The sequence below is a fragment of the Janthinobacterium sp. FW305-129 genome, assembly GCF_020858115.1.
Taxonomy (GTDB): Bacteria; Pseudomonadota; Gammaproteobacteria; order Burkholderiales; family Burkholderiaceae_D; genus Janthinobacterium.
Genome location: NZ_JACYMM010000001.1, coordinates 260,476 through 277,043 on the forward strand (window position 1 = coordinate 260,476; position 16,568 = coordinate 277,043).

At 65.2% G+C, this 16,568-nt stretch carries 19 protein-coding genes; 10 read left to right on the plus strand and 9 right to left on the minus strand.

What is annotated here, in order from left to right:
- The 5 genes from IGS61_RS01190 to IGS61_RS27925 all read right to left on the minus strand — a co-directional run bounded on the left by IGS61_RS01190 (position 1) and on the right by IGS61_RS27925 (position 5,196).
- On the minus strand, positions 1 to 813 hold the full coding sequence (locus tag IGS61_RS01190; protein WP_230537650.1) for a phosphonate ABC transporter ATP-binding protein: 813 nt from the start codon (positions 811 to 813) through the stop codon (positions 1 to 3).
- Positions 814 to 880: 67 nt separating this feature from the next.
- Positions 881 to 1,750 (minus strand): putative selenate ABC transporter substrate-binding protein, encoded by an 870-nt coding sequence (locus tag IGS61_RS01195; RefSeq protein ID WP_230537651.1) that lies wholly within the window; start codon positions 1,748 to 1,750, stop codon positions 881 to 883.
- A 25-nt stretch (positions 1,751 to 1,775) separates the two neighbouring features.
- Entirely contained in the window at positions 1,776 to 2,840 is a 1,065-nt protein-coding gene (gene selD, locus IGS61_RS01200) for a selenide, water dikinase SelD (RefSeq protein WP_230537652.1), read from the minus strand.
- A gap of 45 nt (positions 2,841 to 2,885) precedes the next feature.
- A complete protein-coding gene (gene mnmH / locus IGS61_RS01205) occupies positions 2,886 to 3,974 on the minus strand; it encodes a tRNA 2-selenouridine(34) synthase MnmH (protein WP_230537653.1) in 1,089 nt (362 codons plus the stop codon).
- A 79-nt stretch (positions 3,975 to 4,053) separates the two neighbouring features.
- Positions 4,054 to 5,196 carry an FAD-dependent oxidoreductase gene (locus IGS61_RS27925; protein ID WP_329958030.1) on the minus strand — a complete coding sequence of 381 codons (1,143 nt, stop codon included), beginning with the start codon at positions 5,194 to 5,196 and terminating at the stop codon, positions 4,054 to 4,056.
- A gap of 89 nt (positions 5,197 to 5,285) precedes the next feature.
- Between IGS61_RS27925 and IGS61_RS01220 the strand changes: the two genes are divergently transcribed.
- A complete protein-coding gene (locus IGS61_RS01220) occupies positions 5,286 to 5,969 on the plus strand; it encodes a TetR/AcrR family transcriptional regulator (protein ID WP_230537654.1) in 684 nt (227 codons plus the stop codon).
- Here the strand turns inward: IGS61_RS01220 and IGS61_RS01225 are convergent.
- The gene (locus IGS61_RS01225) at positions 5,966 to 6,655 is read right to left on the minus strand and encodes an LrgB family protein (protein ID WP_230537655.1); all 690 of its coding nucleotides are present in this window, start codon (positions 6,653 to 6,655) and stop codon (positions 5,966 to 5,968) included. The two genes, IGS61_RS01220 and IGS61_RS01225, sit on opposite strands and share 4 nt — an antisense overlap.
- Positions 6,652 to 7,110, minus strand: coding sequence for a CidA/LrgA family protein (locus IGS61_RS01230; protein WP_230537656.1), 459 nt, complete (start codon positions 7,108 to 7,110; stop codon positions 6,652 to 6,654). The genes IGS61_RS01225 and IGS61_RS01230 overlap by 4 nt, the downstream gene beginning before the upstream one ends.
- A 103-nt stretch (positions 7,111 to 7,213) precedes the next feature.
- On the opposite strand from IGS61_RS01230, the gene IGS61_RS01235 reads away from it, so the two are divergent.
- From IGS61_RS01235 to IGS61_RS01265, 7 genes are all read left to right on the plus strand, one after another.
- Positions 7,214 to 8,122, plus strand: a complete 909-nt coding sequence (locus IGS61_RS01235; RefSeq protein WP_230537657.1) for a LysR family transcriptional regulator — start codon at positions 7,214 to 7,216, stop codon at positions 8,120 to 8,122.
- 26 nt (positions 8,123 to 8,148) lie between these two features.
- Positions 8,149 to 8,967 carry a glutaminyl-peptide cyclotransferase gene (locus tag IGS61_RS01240; protein WP_230537658.1) on the plus strand — a complete coding sequence of 273 codons (819 nt, stop codon included), beginning with the start codon at positions 8,149 to 8,151 and terminating at the stop codon, positions 8,965 to 8,967.
- 80 nt (positions 8,968 to 9,047) lie between these two features.
- Entirely contained in the window at positions 9,048 to 9,902 is an 855-nt protein-coding gene (locus tag IGS61_RS01245; RefSeq protein ID WP_230537659.1) for a hypothetical protein, read from the plus strand.
- Positions 9,899 to 10,546 carry a hypothetical protein gene (locus IGS61_RS01250; protein WP_230537660.1) on the plus strand — a complete coding sequence of 216 codons (648 nt, stop codon included), beginning with the start codon at positions 9,899 to 9,901 and terminating at the stop codon, positions 10,544 to 10,546. The genes IGS61_RS01245 and IGS61_RS01250 overlap by 4 nt, the downstream gene beginning before the upstream one ends.
- 282 nt (positions 10,547 to 10,828) lie before the next feature.
- Positions 10,829 to 12,853: a ferritin-like protein gene (locus tag IGS61_RS01255; protein WP_230537661.1), complete on the plus strand. Its 2,025-nt coding sequence runs from the start codon at positions 10,829 to 10,831 to the stop codon at positions 12,851 to 12,853.
- A complete protein-coding gene (bufB, locus tag IGS61_RS01260) occupies positions 12,853 to 13,788 on the plus strand; it encodes an MNIO family bufferin maturase (RefSeq protein ID WP_230537662.1) in 936 nt (311 codons plus the stop codon). The genes IGS61_RS01255 and bufB overlap by 1 nt, the downstream gene beginning before the upstream one ends.
- Positions 13,778 to 14,647 (plus strand): HvfC/BufC N-terminal domain-containing protein, encoded by an 870-nt coding sequence (locus IGS61_RS01265; RefSeq protein WP_230537663.1) that lies wholly within the window; start codon positions 13,778 to 13,780, stop codon positions 14,645 to 14,647. Before bufB ends, IGS61_RS01265 begins: the two co-directional genes overlap by 11 nt.
- Before the next feature lie 87 nt (positions 14,648 to 14,734).
- Here IGS61_RS01265 and IGS61_RS01270 read toward each other — a convergent pair whose 3' ends face one another.
- Both IGS61_RS01270 and IGS61_RS01275 read right to left on the minus strand, forming a co-directional pair.
- Complete coding sequence (locus IGS61_RS01270; protein ID WP_010398340.1) at positions 14,735 to 14,983, minus strand: DUF3297 family protein; 249 nt, start codon at positions 14,981 to 14,983, stop codon at positions 14,735 to 14,737.
- Between the two features lie 179 nt (positions 14,984 to 15,162).
- A complete protein-coding gene (locus IGS61_RS01275; RefSeq protein WP_230537664.1) occupies positions 15,163 to 15,477 on the minus strand; it encodes a hypothetical protein in 315 nt (104 codons plus the stop codon).
- 289 nt (positions 15,478 to 15,766) lie between these two features.
- On the opposite strand from IGS61_RS01275, the gene IGS61_RS01280 reads away from it, so the two are divergent.
- The gene (locus IGS61_RS01280) at positions 15,767 to 16,147 is read left to right on the plus strand and encodes a hypothetical protein (protein WP_230537665.1); all 381 of its coding nucleotides are present in this window, start codon (positions 15,767 to 15,769) and stop codon (positions 16,145 to 16,147) included.
- 7 nt (positions 16,148 to 16,154) lie between these two features.
- Positions 16,155 to 16,490 (plus strand): immunity protein Imm33 domain-containing protein, encoded by a 336-nt coding sequence (locus tag IGS61_RS01285; protein ID WP_230537666.1) that lies wholly within the window; start codon positions 16,155 to 16,157, stop codon positions 16,488 to 16,490.
- Positions 16,491 to 16,568 lie beyond the last annotated feature (78 nt).

Sequence of the window (16,568 nt, forward strand, 5' to 3'; positions counted from 1 at the left end):
TCAGCAAAGGGGCCTCGCGGCGTCCAGTTTCGCTGCCACCGCCTCGAACTGGGGCACTGGATCGGCCTTGTTGCGGTACAGTTCGGCGATCATGGCGTCGCTGACCTGGGCGCCAGGCAAGTCGAAGACGATCTTGCCGTCGCGCAAGGCGACGATGCGCGTAAAACAGGCGCGCGCGATCTCCACCTGGTGCAGGCTGCAGATCAGGGTGGCGTTGCGCGCCGTCGCTTCCGCCTGCAGCACATGGATCGTTTGCAAAGCCAGGGTGGGGTCGAGCGCGGACAGCGGTTCGTCGACGAGGAAAACTTGCGCATCCGACACGAGCGCGCGCGCCATGCCGCAGCGCTGGCGTTCGCCGCCGGACAAGCGGTCGACCCTGGCGTACAGCTTATCCTGCAGATTGAATTTACCCAGCGCTTCCCACGCGGCGCGCGGGTCGACGGGCGCGACCAGCGAACGGATGGCCGTCCACAAGCTCCATTGCGGCAAGCGGCCCGCCAGCACGGCGTTGACGACGCGCTGGCGCGGCGGCAGCGGCGGCGTTTGCGGCGCCAAAAACAGGCGCGCGCGCAAGGCGTGGCGCTCGGCGCTGCCGATTTGCCAAGGAGAAATGCCCAGGATGTCCAAGGTGCCGGATTCGGGACGCAGCGCGCACGCCAGGGTATGCAGCAGACTGGTCTTGCCAGCGCCGGAAGGGCCGATCAGGGCGATCTGTTCGCCCTGGGCCACGTCCAGGTCCACGTCGCGCAGGGCCAGCGCATTGCTAGCGGCGCCCGCGTGGTGGACGCAGACCTTGTGAAGTTGGAATGTCATGCGATGTTTCGGTATGGGGGAGTGTGCCGGATGCGCCCGCAGGGCGTCATCCGGCAAGTTTCAGCAATTACTTCAACAGCTTCGCATCGCGCGCGGCCGCTTCGATATCCTTGTAGTTCTCGGCCTTGGTCGGGATGAACTTGGTGGCGCGCTGCAGCTCAAGGATTTCCTTGCCTTCGGCCGTCGATGGGTCCAGCGCCAGGAAGGCGTCCGTCAGTTTCTTGCGCACGACGGGATTCATGTCGGCGCGCACGCTCCAGTTGTAATCGTAGTAGCCCGGTGTCGTGTAGAACACGCGCACCTTGGCGGGATCGACCTTTTTCGCTTCCACCAGCTTTTCCCACACGGAAATGTTCAAGGTGCCCGCATCGACCTTGCCGCCGGCCACGGCCGCCACGGTGGCGTCATGCGCGCCCGAGAACGCGATGCGCTTCATGTCCGTGTCCGGGTTGATCTTGGCGGCCAGCAAGTAGTAACGGGGCATCAAATGGCCCGAGGTCGACGATTCCGAGCCGAACGTAAAGTTCTTGCCTTTCAGGTCAGACAATTGATTGATGTCCTTGCTGGTGGTCACGAACACGGAGCGGAACTTCGTGTCTTCCTCGCGCTGCACCAGCGGCACGATCTTGCCGCCGCTGCGCACGTTCGCTTGTACAAACGTGAAACCGCCGAACCAGACCATGTCGAGCTTGTGATTGATCAAGCCTTCCACGGACGCCGCGTAATCGGTGACGGGCGTAAATTCCACCTTCATGCCCAGCTTTTTCTCCAGGTAATTGCCCAGCGGCTTGAACTTGCGCTGCAATTCCGTCGGCGCTTCATCGGGAATGGCGGATACGCGCAGCACTTGCTGCGCCTGCGCCAGGCCGCTGTGGATGGCCAGGGTGGCGGCGACGGTGGCCAGGATGGCGGGGAATTTGTTGGAGAATGTGGTCATGGGACTGCCTTTGAAAGATTGTTCATTAATATACGGAAACCCCGGCATTGCCATCCTGCATCTCGCCGATGACGACGGCGTCGCCAAAGCCTTCGGCGCGGAAAATCGCCAGCACTTGCTCGACGGCTTCCGGCGCGCAGGCCACCAGCAGGGGGCCTGCCGTTTGCGGGTCCGTCAAAATCGCCTTGTCGATGGCAGTTAGACTGTCGGCCAGCGCCACTTGCGCGCCGTAGCCCTGCCAGTTGCGGCCGGAGGCGCCCGTGATGTTGCCATTCTGCGCCAGTTGCTGCACTTGCGGCAGCAGCGGCACGTCAGCCATGGCGATGCGCGCCTGCAACTTGGCGCCGCGCGCCAGTTCCAGCGTGTGGCCCAGCAAGCCGAAGCCCGTCACGTCCGTCAGCGCATGCACGCCGTCCAGCAGGGCCAGTTTCTTGCCCGGGGTATTCAATTTGGTGGTGTTGTCGATCAGGGAAGCGTAGCCATCCGCATCGAGCGCATTTTTCTTCAGCGCAGCCGACAAGATGCCCACGCCGATCGGTTTGCCCAATACCAGCTTGTCGCCGGCGCGCGCGCCCGCGTTGCGTTTCACCTGCGACGGGTGCACGAGGCCCAGCACGACGAGGCCGTAGATCGGTTCGACGGAATCGATGGTGTGGCCGCCCGCGATGGGGATGCCGGCCTGGGCGCAGATGGTTTCGCCGCCTTTCAAGATGAGGCCGATGGTTTCCACCGGCAGCTTGTTGATCGGCATGCCGACCAGGGCCAGTGCCATGATGGGCGTGCCGCCCATGGCGTACACGTCGGAAATGGCGTTGGTGGCGGCGATGCGGCCGAAGTCGAACGGGTCGTCGACGATGGGCATGAAGAAATCCGTCGTGGCGATCAGCGCCTGCTCGTCGTTGAGCTGGTAGACGGCCGCGTCATCGGAGGTTTCTATGCCGACCAGCAATTCTTTCGGCAGGGGAAAGCCGCCGCTGCCCTTTAAGATGTCGGCCAGCACGCCGGGCGCAATTTTGCAGCCGCAGCCGCCGCCATGGGCAAATTCGGTCAATCGGATGGGGGTATTGGATGTTGCTGCGCTATCGGACATGGTCGTCATCCTGCTGAAATAAGTAATTGGGTAGCAAGCCAGGCATCACGCGCTGGCGGTACGGGGTTCGCCGACGATAGCACACAACGCGCGCGCGGCTTGCTCAAAGGCATGTTCTGAAATATCGGGCAAGACCAGCGGCGTCGCCTGGGCGTAGCGGTTGAAGTTGCGGGCGATCGATTGCCGGTAGACGGGGTCGTAATGCTGGACCAGCAGCTCTTCCACCAGTTCGGCCATCTGGCCCGCCGTCGCCAGTTGCTGCCAGTGTGCAATTTTCTCCTTGCCGTGCAGCTGCGTCAACAGGGCCAGCTGCACGTTCAGCTGCGCGGCGTCGCCGACGAAATGCGCATAGTCCTGCATCAGCAATTGCACGCGCTGTGCCGTATCGAGCCGCACGTCCGTGCAGGCGGCCGCGCGCATCTTTTCCATCAGCGCGTCGGGCACGCGCAGCCGGCCCACTTTCTTGCTTTCCGATTCGATGAACACGGGCAATGCCGGGTCGAACTGGCGCAATTGCTGCCACAGCGCGCTTTCAAACGCCTTTTGCGATGGCTGCTCTTCTTCGGGCAAGCCGCCCAGCACGGAACCGCGGTGCGCTGCCAATTGTTCCAGGTCGACCACCTGCGCGCCTTGCTTGTCCAGCACTTGCAGCAAGCGGCTCTTGCCGCTGCCTGTCGGACCGCACAGCACGTTGATGAAATCGAAGCGCTCGGGCAGGGTGGCCAGGTCGGCGTTCACGTGGCGCCGGTAATCCTTGTAGCCGCCGTCGAGCTGCGTGACGGGCCAGCCGATGCGCGCCAGGATGTGCGCCATGGCGCCGCTGCGGTTGCCGCCGCGCCAGCAGTAGACGAGCGGCTTCCAATGCTGCGGATGAGCGAGGAAACCGTCTTCGATATGCCGCGCGATATTCTTCGCCACCAGCGCCGCGCCCAGCTTCTTCGCTTCGAAGGCGCTCGTCTGCTTATACAGGGTGCCGACGCGCACGCGCTGCTCGTCGTCGAGCACGGGCAGGTTGATGGCGCCCGGCAAATGATCTTCCGCAAACTCGGACGGGCTGCGCACGTCGATGATGGCGTCGAATTCATGCAGGCGTGGCAGGATGTCGCTGAAGGGAAGGACTGCGGGGTATTTCATCGTGGCGCGGCTGCTTGGAATGGGGAAAGACGTATTATCCCCGATAAAGGCCGCTGGCGTGGGGCTTTGGCGCCGCCGTTCACACTTCGGGTGCCGGGCCGCCATCTTGCATGGCCGTAAAGAACCGCACCAGGCTGTGCGGGGCGTCGTCGTCAAAGCACAGGCGCAGGATGCGTTCGGACTCCGCTGCGGCCACGCTGCTGCGCGCAAACAGCGCCGTTTCATACGCCAGCAGGGCCGCCGCCACGTCGCCCGGCTGCGCGGCAAGCGCCTGCGCCAGCTCGGCGCCATCGAACATGGCCAGGTTCGCGCCTTCGCCGGCCGGCGCCATCAGATGGGCCGCGTCGCCCAGCAAGGTCACGCCCGCCATCGGCTGCCAGCGGTGGCCGGCGGGCAGCAGGTGCACGGGACGGGGCACGGGCGGCGTGTCCGCGTCCGTGATCAGGGCCGTGAGGGCCGGCGCCCAGCCGGCAAACTGGCCGGCGATGGCTGCCCGGGCGGCGGCAGGGTCGGCAAAATCGATGCCGGCGAGCCATTCTTCGGATTTACTCAGGGCCACATACGCATGCAGCACGCCATCGGCTTCGCGGTGGGCCTGGATGCCCTTGCCCGGCGCCAGCGCGAACACGGCGCCTGCGCCCACGGCGTGCGCGCTGGCCCGGTGGCGGCGGTCGCTGTCGAACAGATACGTTTCAATGAAGGCAATGCCGCTGTAGGCCGGCTGCGCGCCGGAGAGCAGCGGCCGCACCCGGGACCAGGCGCCGTCCGCTCCCACCAGCAGGTCGCTGGCCGCCGTGGCGCCATGCGCAAAGTGTAAAAGGTGCCGGCCGCCGCCCAGCGTTGCGATACTGGTCAATTTGTGGCCCCAGCGCACGCAGCCGTCAGGCAAGGCATCGAGCAGGATGCGGCGCAGTTCGCCGCGCGGCACTTCGGGGCGGCCGCCCGTGCCGTCGTCGCTCTCGTCGTGCAGAACCGTGCCGTGCTGGTCGAGCACGCGGCTCGCTTCGCCGCCCGCATGGATGAGGGGGCGGAAGGCGTCGTGCAGGCCGGCCGCCCGCAGCGCTTGCTGGCCCGTTTCTTCGTGGATATCGAGCATGCCGCCCTGGCGGCGCGCTTCGGGCGACGCATCCGCTTCATACACGGTGGCGGCGATGCCGTGGACGTGCAGCACGCGGGCGAGCATCAGCCCGCCCAGGCCCGCGCCGATGATGGCGATATGCATGGTGATCCTTCAGGTGGTGTTCAAAATAACAATGGAACGACGTTCCAGAAGAATTTTGCGGCAAGCCATCATCTGTGTCAAGATAAGCGATGCCCCATACCGTAGCGACCCCACCACGACGCGCCGACTCGCTGACGCGCGACACCATCATCGACGCCGCCATTGCCCTGCTCGACACAGCCGGCGAGGGCGGCCTGACCTTCCGCGCCCTGGCCGCGCGCCTGGCGACGGGGGCGGGCGCCATTTACTGGCACGTGGCCGACAAGGATGATTTGTTCACAGCCGCCAGCGACGCCATCGTCGTCCGCGCAATGCAGGCCGCCCCGTCTGGCGATACGCCGCAGGCGGGCATCCGCGCCGTGGCGCTGGCCATGTTCGAGGCCATGGATGCGCATCCGTGGCTGGGCTCGGCCCTGTCGCGCGCGCCGGGCCAGCTGCCCACCGTGCGCATCCTGGAGCGCCTGGGCCGGCAGGTCGATGCGCTGGGCGTGCCGCAGGACCAGCAGTGGCTGGCGGCATGCACCTTGCTCAATTATTTGCTGGGCGTGAGCGGGCAGAATGCGGCCAATGCTGTCATCGCCCGTGAAAAGGGCCTGAAGCGCGCGCATTTTCTCGACACCCTGGCGGGCGCCTGGTCACGCCTCGACACGCAGGCGTTTCCGTTTGCCCGCAAGGTGGCGGGCCAGCTGCGCGCGCACGACGACCGCGCGGATTTTCTGGCGGGAATCGACCTGATCGTGCATGGCTTGCAGGCGCTGCAAGCGGGCCGCTAGCCCAGCAGATGTCCCAGCAGCGGCGCCAGCAGCACCGTCACGACGCCGGAAAAGATCATCGTCAGGCTGGCCACGGCGCCTTCCTCCGTGCCCACGCGGCGCGCCACGGATAATCCAAAACCGTGCGCGGCCGCGCCGTACGGGGCGCCGCGGGCGATGCGCATGCGCAAGGGCAGCAGTTTTAATAACGGTTTGCCCAGCATCAAGCCGAACAAGCCCGTCATCACGACGAAGATGCCCGTCAGCTGCGCCGAGCCGCCCATGTGGCGCGACGCTTCCAGCGCGAACGGCGTGGACACGGAACGCGCCAGCAGGCTGCGCGCCATGTCGCCGTGCACGCCAAATACCCGGTCCAGCAGCAGGGTGGCGGCCACGGACGCGACGATGCCGGCGCAACTGCCCAGCGACAAGGCCAGCCAATGCTTGCGGATCAGCTTGCGCTCCTGGAAGATGGGCAGCGCAAACGCGATGGTGGCCGGGCCCAGCAGCCACGGCAGCCAGCGCGTCTCGCCGAAATACGTGGCGAACGGCGTCGAGGTCGCCTGCACGATGACGATCAATATCGCCGAGGTGCAGATGGCGGGCGTGAGCAGAAAGTGCGGGTGGCGGCGGTGCACGGCCTGGTTGGCGTAGAACAATACCAGCGTCAGCAGCAAAAACAGCAGCGACAGGATCAAGGTGCTCATGCTTGCGCCCTCGCGGCGCGCTGGCGCAGCAGTTTTTGCAGGCGCAACTTGCGTTCATAGCGGCACACCCATTCCACCGTCAAGGCCGTGGCCAGCATCACGCTGGCAAAGCCCAGGCCGATATTTACGAACAGCATCAAGCCCTGCGACTTCAACAGTTGTGTAAATTGCACCACGGATACGACCAATGGGATAAAGAACAGCAGCATGTTGGCCAGCAGCCAGTTCGCGCCCAGTTCGATGGCGCTGGGGCGCACCCAGCCCGCCAGCAGCAGGGCCACCAGCACGAACAGGCCCACGACGCCGCCGGAAAACGGCAAGTGCAGGGCGGACGCGGCCGCGTCGGCCAGCCACCAGGCGGCGATCAGGATGCCCACTTGCCACGCGGTCTGCGCGGGCTGGCGCCAGACGGGAACGGAGAGCAGGGCGGCGGTGGAACAAGGGACGGCTTTCACGGCGGGCTTTCAAACGGCAGGAGGAAGGTTTCATTGTAGTGAGCCCACATCAAAAGATAAAATGACTTAAACTCATGATTATCATTCGATTTTGGAATGCATCATGGATATCCGCTCCCTGCGCTACTTCGTCGAAGTGGTCGAACAGAACAGTTTTACGCGCGCGGCCAGCAAGCTGCATGTGACGCAACCCACCGTCAGCAAGATGGTGCAACAGCTGGAACAGTCGCTGGACCTGGCCTTGCTCGACCGGGCCGGCAAGCGCTTTACTTTGACGGACGCGGGCAAGGTGGTGCTGTCGCGCGCGCATGAACTGCTGGCCCTGCACGCGGAACTGAAGGTGGAGTTGCGCGACTTGCAACACCTTGAGCGGGGAGAATTGCGCGTCGGCGTGTCGCCGCAGACGCACTCGACCCTGGCGCCGTGGCTGGCCGAATACCACCAGCGCTATCCGGGCATCGAGCTGAAAATGTACGAAAGCGGCACGCAAGCGATCGAGCGCGACTTGCGCACCGGCACGGTAGAGCTGGGCACCATGCTCGACTACCCAGGCAACGCAGCCACCTGGCAGGATTTCGAGGCGCTGCCCCTCGTGCGCTCCCCGCTGTGCCTGCTGGCAGCACCCGGCTCGCCGTGGCAGGGCCGCTCGTCCGTGGCCCTGGCCGAGCTGGCCGACAGCCCGTTCATCTTCTATGGCGCCGCGTTTGCCCTGAACGACATCGTGCTCGATGCCTGCCAGCGGGCCGGTTTCGCGCCCCGCATCACGGGCCGCAGCGGCCAGTGGGACTTTATTGCCTCGCTGGTGCGGCTGGGCGTGGGCATCTGCCTGCTGCCGAAGATGTATTGCGACACCCTGGAACCGTCGCAGTTTGCCGTCATTCCCCTGGCCGGCCCGCCCGTGGAGTGGAACCTGATGCTGGCCTGGCGCCGCGGCGGACGGCTGTCGTTTGCCGCCCGCGCCTGGCTGGAGCTCGTCAGGGCGCGCATGGCGGACGCGGCACGTTTACAATAGACGCTCGTCAACTTCCGCCCGACCCGATGAACATCAACGTCAATACCAGACTCAAACGCACGGCAGGCTCATTGCTGCTGGGATTGTTATGCACCGTGGGCCTGATGAGCGAAATGGGCTACGCCCAGGCCGCCATTCCCGTGTATGGCTATTTCGTCAAGAATACCTATCCGCACGATCCCCAGGCGTTCACCCAGGGCTTGCTGTTCAAGGATGGCCATCTGTATGAAAGCACGGGCCAGAACGGCCAGTCGTCCTTGCGCAAGGTGGAATTGACAACGGGCAAGGTGTTGCAGAAAAGCATGCTCGATAAAACGGTGTTTGGCGAAGGCATCACGGACGTGGGCGATGAGCTCCTGGGCCTGACGTGGATTTCGCAAACCGGCTATGTCTTCGACCAGAAAACGTTCAAACTCAAGCGCAAATTCAGCTACCAGGGCGAAGGCTGGGGCCTGGCCAGCGATGGCAAGTTCGTCTACATGAGCGACGGCACGTCCGCCATCCGCGTGCTCAATCCGAAAACCCTGGCCGAGGTGCGCCGCTTCGAGGTGAAGGCCGAAGGCCGCCCCATCGAACGCCTGAACGAACTGGAAATGGTCGACGGGCAACTGTTTGCCAATGTGTGGGGCGCGGACGTAATCGCCCGCATCGACCCGGCCAGCGGCAAAGTCGTCGGCTGGATCGACCTGACGGGCTTGCTGCCGCCCGAACAGCGGGGCACGGCCAATCCCGACGCCGTGCTCAACGGCATCGCCTGGGATGCGCGGGGCAAGCGTTTGTTTGTCACGGGCAAGCTGTGGCCCAAGCTGTTCGAGATCGAGCTGATCGAGATCCAGCGCCGCTGATGTTTCCTACCGGACAGTGTTGCTGGCGAGGAATCGTTTATGATGGCGTCCTTCGCCCCGTGCGACCTTCACAGGATGCCATGCTGTTCATTCCTTTACACCGCCTCGCGGCCGCCGCCACCCTGGCTGCCGCCATGTTGCCCGCCGCGCAGGCGCAAACGCCATACGTGCCGGTGATGCAGCAATACGGCGACTTTGTCGTCACGCGCGACCGCCACGACCCGCTCGTTACCTTGACTTTCCGCAAGCACGGCTATTGGCCCGGCGGCGCGCGCGAAGTGGTGGAAGTACGGCCCCTCAAGGCCAGGCGCGAAGGCCAGCCCATGCTGCTGGCCTTTACCAAGGGCTATACGGGCCAGGGCACCATCCTCATCGGCGTGCAGAATGGCGAACCGCTGATGCGTCCCATCAGCCCCCTGCAGCGCGACGACATGGTGCGCACGGAGCGCGACCCCGAATGGGGCGTGCCGCAGCTGGGCCGTCCCGAGATGCTGCTGTTTGCCCGCGACGGCCGCGCGCTCGATACGGACACGGGCGAGCTGCTGTGGTTTGACGTGCCGGGCGGCGTCACGGGCGATTACGCGCCCGCCATGCTGGTCTCCGTCTCGCCCGACGGGCGGCGCGGCGCGTATCTGACGAATGCGCTGACGAAGGTGGGGATCATCGTCGCCACGCGCGACGACGGCGTGGCCGGCGTGCTGGCCTTGCCGCCGGACACGTATCAACGGTGGCTGAAACCGATCTCGGAAACGGCTTCCGCGCAGGCGGGCGCCGCCATCAAGGCGCGCCAGGGCCGCACGGATTCGAACCGCATCCGGCGCGAGCTGGAACTGGCCTGGTTCGGCCAGCAATTTCAATGGAAACAAGGCAAGGGCGGCTGGCAAGTGACGGGCCTGGGCCTCGCTTCCGCGCCGCCGGAGGGAAAACAGCCATGAGCAACCCTCAACTGATCGCCGGCTGCCTCGCCGCCACCTTGCTGGCCGGCTGCGTGCACAGCGAAATCGCCCCCAGGGACTATCTGGCGCAAGACATCGACAAGAGCCAGGCGCTGGTGGAAGTGGACGTGGTCTTCGGGCAAGCGCCCGATGACAAGCTGACGTCGCGCACCACGTCACGCAACAGCGTCGAATACGGGGGCGCGCCGCATATCGTCGTGCCGTTCTACCAGAAGGGCCTCGGCTTCGACCAGGGTTTTGCCGGCACCTATATGTTTGCCGTGCCGTATCCGATCGCCAAGGTCGAGACGGCCACGGCCAGCAGCCGCGTCTTCGGCCAGAAACTTGACGGCCAGCAGCCGGGCAGCCCCCGCTACCGCTTCCGCGTGCCGGGCAAGGCGCAGTGGAACAGCAATGAAACCTTCATGCTGGGCTTTGCGCGCAAGGGCCGCCGCGAAGAAATCACTTTCCGTTTCAGCAACGAGCAAAGCTGCCCGTCCGCCTTCCTGGCCACCACGCCAAAATACGGCTTCCCCATCAAGGTGGTCGCCACCTTCAAGGACAATAAAGGCTGCCTGAAAGTGTGCGACAGCCGCGACCAGTGGCCTGGCTTTTGCGCTTACCAGCCGCCGCCGGCCGCCTGACTATCACCATGCAAGCCACGCGCCGGCGTTGGACGGTGCGGCGCTTATACACGCGCGCGTTTTGCCGATTCTATTCAATTGTCATCGAATGACGGCGTAAAACGCTTATTTGTACGCTGAAAACCCGGCTGAATTGACGCAGATCAATACCGCGGCCAGCGCATAAATCTTGTCGCAAAAATATCTTTCTCAGGCGTATGATTTCTGTGCCGGGACCCGCGCACGCAGATGGCGCGGATCCGGCCCGATATCCGAAACGCATCCTTCCTGTGGAGATACAGAATGAAAATGCCCGTTTTAGGAAGCACCCAGGCCGCCATCAGCAACCGTCCGCTCGACATGCTGGCCACCGATACGGCGGCAGTGCGCGCCATCGCCCAGGCGGCCGTCAGCGTCGAGCTGTTCACGATTCCCCTGTACATGGCCACCATGTACTCGATCCAGGGCACGCACCAGATCAACTCGAAAGGCATCACCTATTATGAAGGCCGCCAGTGGCCGGGCATGGGCACCACGGCGCGGCCCGAGCTGGCGGAGCAAAAGGCTTTCAATATCATCTTCAGCGTCTTCATCCAGGAAATGCTGCACCTGCAGATGGCGTCCAACCTGGCCACGGCAATCGGCACGGCGCCATGCTTCACGGGGGCGGAGCTGCAATCGCAAGACCACGGCTGGACTTGCTACGGCAAGGACTGCACGCTGATCCCGCACATCGTCGACTTGCGCGATACGGCCGACTACAGCCACGTGCGCGTCAACCTGGAAGAGCTGAACGCCAACCAGTGCGACCTGTTCCTCGCCATCGAGCAGCCGGAACAGCAGGCGCGGGCCCAGCTGGCGAAGTTCGACGCGCACGACCACACCAAATATTTCCCCGAGGTGCCGTTCGTGGGCTGGACGCCGGGCAAGCACGTGCATGATCTGCCCCTGTTCGGCACCATCGGCTATATGTATGAGTGCTACGCGCGCTATATCAGCATCGAATACACGGATGGCCAGACCCTGTGGCAAAAGCTGTTCGTCAACGGCTCGGTGCAGCAGGACATGTTCAACAGCCAGGTGCAGGGCCATGCACGGGCGGAATTTCCCAAGTTCGACACCTGTTTCGGCCCGCAAGACCAGGATGGCGGCCAGACGGGCTCGTTCAACAAGGCCATCGACATGATGGCGGCCATCACGGACCAGGGCGAGGGCAGCGCAACGTCCATCCAGCGCTACCGCCGTGACGCGGCCATGCGCCTGAAGGCCGTGCAGCCCGACTACCGCGAAGACCTGGCCGCCCTGAAGTGCGACTATCCGTCGTACGCGAACAATGGCAAGGATGCCGAATCGCGCGATGCGGCCGCGCGCCACGACAGCGCCGCCTACGACCACTACGAGCGCTTCGGCCAGGTGAAGGCCATGTTGCCCGTGAAAACCTGGGCCGCCTGGCACAAGGAAGGCGGGCGCTGGAGCGAGGCCATGCTGACCAACGAGCGCTACAACCCGGCCACCGCGCCGAAGAACATCCCCGCGCCCGCTGCCGTGGCGGGCGCCCTGAACCGCCTGAAGGACAGCAGCGGCACCCTGGAAATGCTCAGCACGGTGGCCACGGGCGCCATCTATGGCATCACTTCCGTGCTGGACCAGTACTGGCTGAAGCAGAAACTGGAGTTTCCGTATCCGTCGATGGTGGGCGCGGGCGACCGCATGGCCATCTGCTGGGCCGTACTGGGCCAGGCGCCGAACCTGGCGACGGGCGTGCCGCTGGTCGAGAAGGGCGTGCTGTACCACGCCTGCCAGGGCATGCACCTGGAGGGCGAGGCGTCGTCCACCTGCGCTGCGCTGGCCGTCTACCACACCTGCCGCGGTTCCAACGGCTGCCACGCCCAGGGCGGCTGCGGCTTTGCCCAGCCCGACACGGGCGGCTCGTCCTGCGGCCACTCGGTCAAGGCTGCCGCGGCGCCGGGCACCGAGTGCTACGTGCCGCCACCGCCGCCGGAAGACGATAAAGTCTACAGCGCGCCCAGCGACAACAAATGCGGCGGCTTCGGCGGCTGCGCCGTGCCGATTTCGGCCTCGCAGCTGTATCCGAACACCACGAAGAAGGATCCGCCCGAGCCCGCCACCATGACCCTGTACGATTTCGGTCCCGCGCCCGATCACCACAGCATTCCGCTGGACCAGAGCATGAGCTTCGCGCTCGGCGACAATGTCTACGACAAGGCCTGGGAAGCCTACGGCAAGGTGATGGCCGCGCGCGGCACGCCGGTGGGCGCGCCGCCGGCGCCCACGGACCTGCGCCTGGCCTTGCCGCCGTCGACCTGATGCGGGGCGTCCCGCACGGGGTGCAGCCGCGCCTGGGCCTGCCGAACCTGGGCCTGGGCGTGGGGCTGCGTCCGCCCCATTACGCGCACATCCTGGAACACGGTCCGCAGGTGGACTGGTTCGAGATCATCAGCGAAAATTTCATCGGCAACCACGGCTATGCGCGCCACGTGCTGGAGCAGGTGGCGGCGCAGGTGCCCATCGTCATGCACGGCGTGTCGCTGTCGATCGGCAGCAGCGATCCCCTGAGCCTGGCCTACCTGCGCCAGCTGCGCCAGCTGGCCGCCGAGCTCCGCCCCGCGTGGATTTCCGACCATCTGTGCTGGACGGGCGCCGCCTCGCTCAACAGCCACGACTTGCTGCCCATGCCGCTGGACGAGGCCAGCCTGCGCCACGTGGCGGGCAGAGTGCGGCAAGTGCAGGAATTCCTGGGCCGGCCCCTGGTCCTGGAAAACCCCAGCACCTATGTGGAGTTTGCCCAGTCCTGCATGCCGGAATGGGAATTCCTGGGCCGCCTGGCCGAGGAGACGGGCTGCGGAATCTTGCTCGACGTCAACAATGTCCACGTTTCCGCGCATAACCACGGCTATGACGCGGCCGCCTACATCCGCCAGTTGCCGCACGACCACATCGTGCAAATCCACCTGGCCGGGCCCACCGTCTGCGGCGCAGTGCTGATCGACACGCACGACGCGCCGGTGCCGGCCGCCGTCTGGCGCCTGTACGCGCTGGCGCAGCAGCTGACGGGGGGCGTGTCGGCCCTGCTGGAATGGGATGCGGACATTCCGCCCTATCCGCAGCTGCTGGCTGAACTGGACAAGGCGCGCACAGCCGGGCGGGGAGAGTTTTCCGACGCGGCGCCCGCCACGGCCAAGATTGCCGCCGCCGTGTCGGCGCCGCTGGGCTTTCATCTGGAGGCGGCCCATGCCCCGTAGCGCCGATGGGGATGCCCGCGCCCCGCTGGCGCAGTTGCAGGCGTGGTTTTTGACGGCCATGACGGCGCCGGGCGGCGTGGCGCGCGGTGCGCAGCTGGCCAGCGAGCGCCACGGCCTGACGCAGGAGCAAGTGCTGAAACGGGCGCGTGGCGGGCCGGCGCCGCTGCACATCCATGCGGATGGCTATGTGCAGCGCCTGCTCGAATGCCTGCAGGCCGACTATCCCGTCTTGCGCAAGGTCATGGGCGACGAGTTGTTCGCGTTCTTTGCCCGCGCCTATGTCTGGCGCCACCCGTCCGCGTCGCCCACCCTGTACGACCTGGGCGGCGGCTTTGCCGATTTTCTCGCCGCCAGCCAGGGCGCAGCCGGCGCGCAGGGGACGGTCTTGCGCTTTCCCGTCGAACTGGCGCGGCTGGAGCGGGCGCGCAGCGAGGCGGGCAGGGCGCCGGGCCTGGAAAAGCGGGCGCCGCCCATCCTGCCGTCCGGCCTGGACTTGCTGCTGGGAAATATACAGACATGGCGCCTGGCGCCGTGCGCGCGGCTGCTGGCCCTGTCGTTTCCCTTGTGTGCATTCTGGCAACAGGCACAGGCCGCGGCGGACGATGCCATGCCGGCCCAGCCGGAGGCCAGTCCCGCCTACGTGGCCATTTCGCGCTTGCATTACCGGATTGCCATGCAGGAGTTGCAACCCTGGCAATTTGACTGGCTGCAGGCGCTGGGCGGGGGCGCGACGCTGGCGCAGTGCGCGCAGCAGGCGGCGCAGTCCAGCGGCAGGGCGCCGGACGAGGTGCTGGCCGACGCCATGCTGTGGCTGCCGATGGCGGCCGCGGCCGGGCTGGTCTTCAGCGGCGAGGCGTGAGCGGAAAGCGGCGGACGCAAAAAAGGCCGATGCAAATCGGCCTCGATGACAACTGCAGCGATAACCGCAGGTGTTGCTGAGTGTTGCTTAGCGGTAAAACGCTTCGACTTTGCCCTTCAGCTTGATCTGCAGCGGACGGCCGCGGCGGTCGAGGGACTTGGTGGAAGCGACCTTGATCCAGCGTTCGCTGATGCAATATTCTTCCACGTCAAGGCGCTCCTTGTCGTTGAAGCGGATGCCGACGTCGTTTTCGAACACGGCTGCAACGTGGTAAGGGCTGCTCGGGTCGATCGACAGGCGATCGGGCAATGGGGGTAAGGTAGTGGTATCGTTCATGGGCGTAATTATCGCCCAGAATGCCGATCCAGACAACGGCCTTTCGCGCGCCGTCTGTCTGGCGGCGCGCAAAAAGGCGGGCGCGGCCGCCGGGTAGCCATGAACCGGCACGGCCATGCCGCACCGGTCCATGCGGCGGCGGATTCCCGGCTGACTGGCCGGCAATCCTGGCCCGGCAATCAGGATTTGTCGTCATTCTTGTGGCTTTGACGTCCCGCTTCCACGTGCTGCTCATGCGTGCCGCCGCGCATGCCGGAACCGGAACCCGATTGCTGGCCCGACTGTTGACCGGACTGCTGCGAGCCCGACTGCTTGTCGCCGTCATTCTTGTGGCTCTGGCGGCCCGCTTCCACATGCTGCTCGTGCGTGCCGCCCTGGGTGCCGCCCGACGACTGGCTGCTGCCCGGCTGCTTGTCCGACTGCTGGCTGCCCGATTGCCCCGATTGCTGTTTGTCCGCCTGGCTGCCGGATTTGTCGTTGCTGTTCGAAGTCATGGTTGTTTCCTCTATGGTTGATACGCTATGGGTGGTCATCCCGTCACGGATGTTCCTGCCTGACATCCGGTGCTGCCTTGCACCGTTGAAGCCATTCTCCCGGCCTGTCGCTGGCTTAACCATAGGGACACTACTTGTCGCGGTGTAGGAAAACTCCGTGGTACATGACAACCAATTATTGCAAATGCCGCGCTTCGTCTGGCTTAGCCAGCGGACGGCGGCAAGCGTATGGCGCGCGTGCCGGGCCGCGCACTATAATGGCGCCTGTTCAAGAACAAGGAGTCGCAGCATGGAAATGGCCGTTACCGACAGCCTGCGCCAGCAGGCCTACGCGCAGGCCGGGGCCTTCGTGCGGACGCTGGACGGGCGCGACCCGCTTGCGCTGCAACGCGACTGGGCCCTGTCGCCGGCGGTTGCCGGGGAGATCATCGAGATGCTCGACAGCTATTTTGCGGCGAACGAGGCGCTGTCCCTGGCGCCGCTGGCGCAGGCGTTCGTGCCGGGCCAGGGCGGCCGTCCCGCCGTCGACGCATATGCCAGCGACGCCGGCCCGCTGGGCCTGGAATGCCGCTTGCTGGCCGACGGCAAGCCGGGCGAAGCGATCTTGCACCTGGAAATGTCCGGCCACGAGGGCGCGCTGCGCCTCCATTACCGATATATTGGATCCTGAAAGCACCATGACCGTACCGATCAGCGAAACACAACAGCGCATCTGCGACAAATTCGGCTTGCCGGCGCAAGCGCCCGAACCCATGGTGGCCCTGGCCATCGGCAGCCTGGCCCATTCGCCCATCTACGGCACGCGCGTCGCGCTGCCCGAAAACGGCACCATCAGCTGGTTCATCCACTGCGGCGAACACGACGACGCCAGCGGCTTTTACCAGCCCCTGCACGCGGAACACCTGCACGAGATGCTGCCGCAGGTGCTCGATTACCTGGCCTTGCCCAGCGGCGCCAGGTTCATCCTCGACCGGGAAGGGTACGAGGATGTGTGGCTGGAGGCGGCGGACTAGGCCTGTGCCTGTAAGTTTTGCTCAGTTATAAATATTTCTTGTGGACTAGACTTTCATTTCCTTAATCTCCCTGCATAC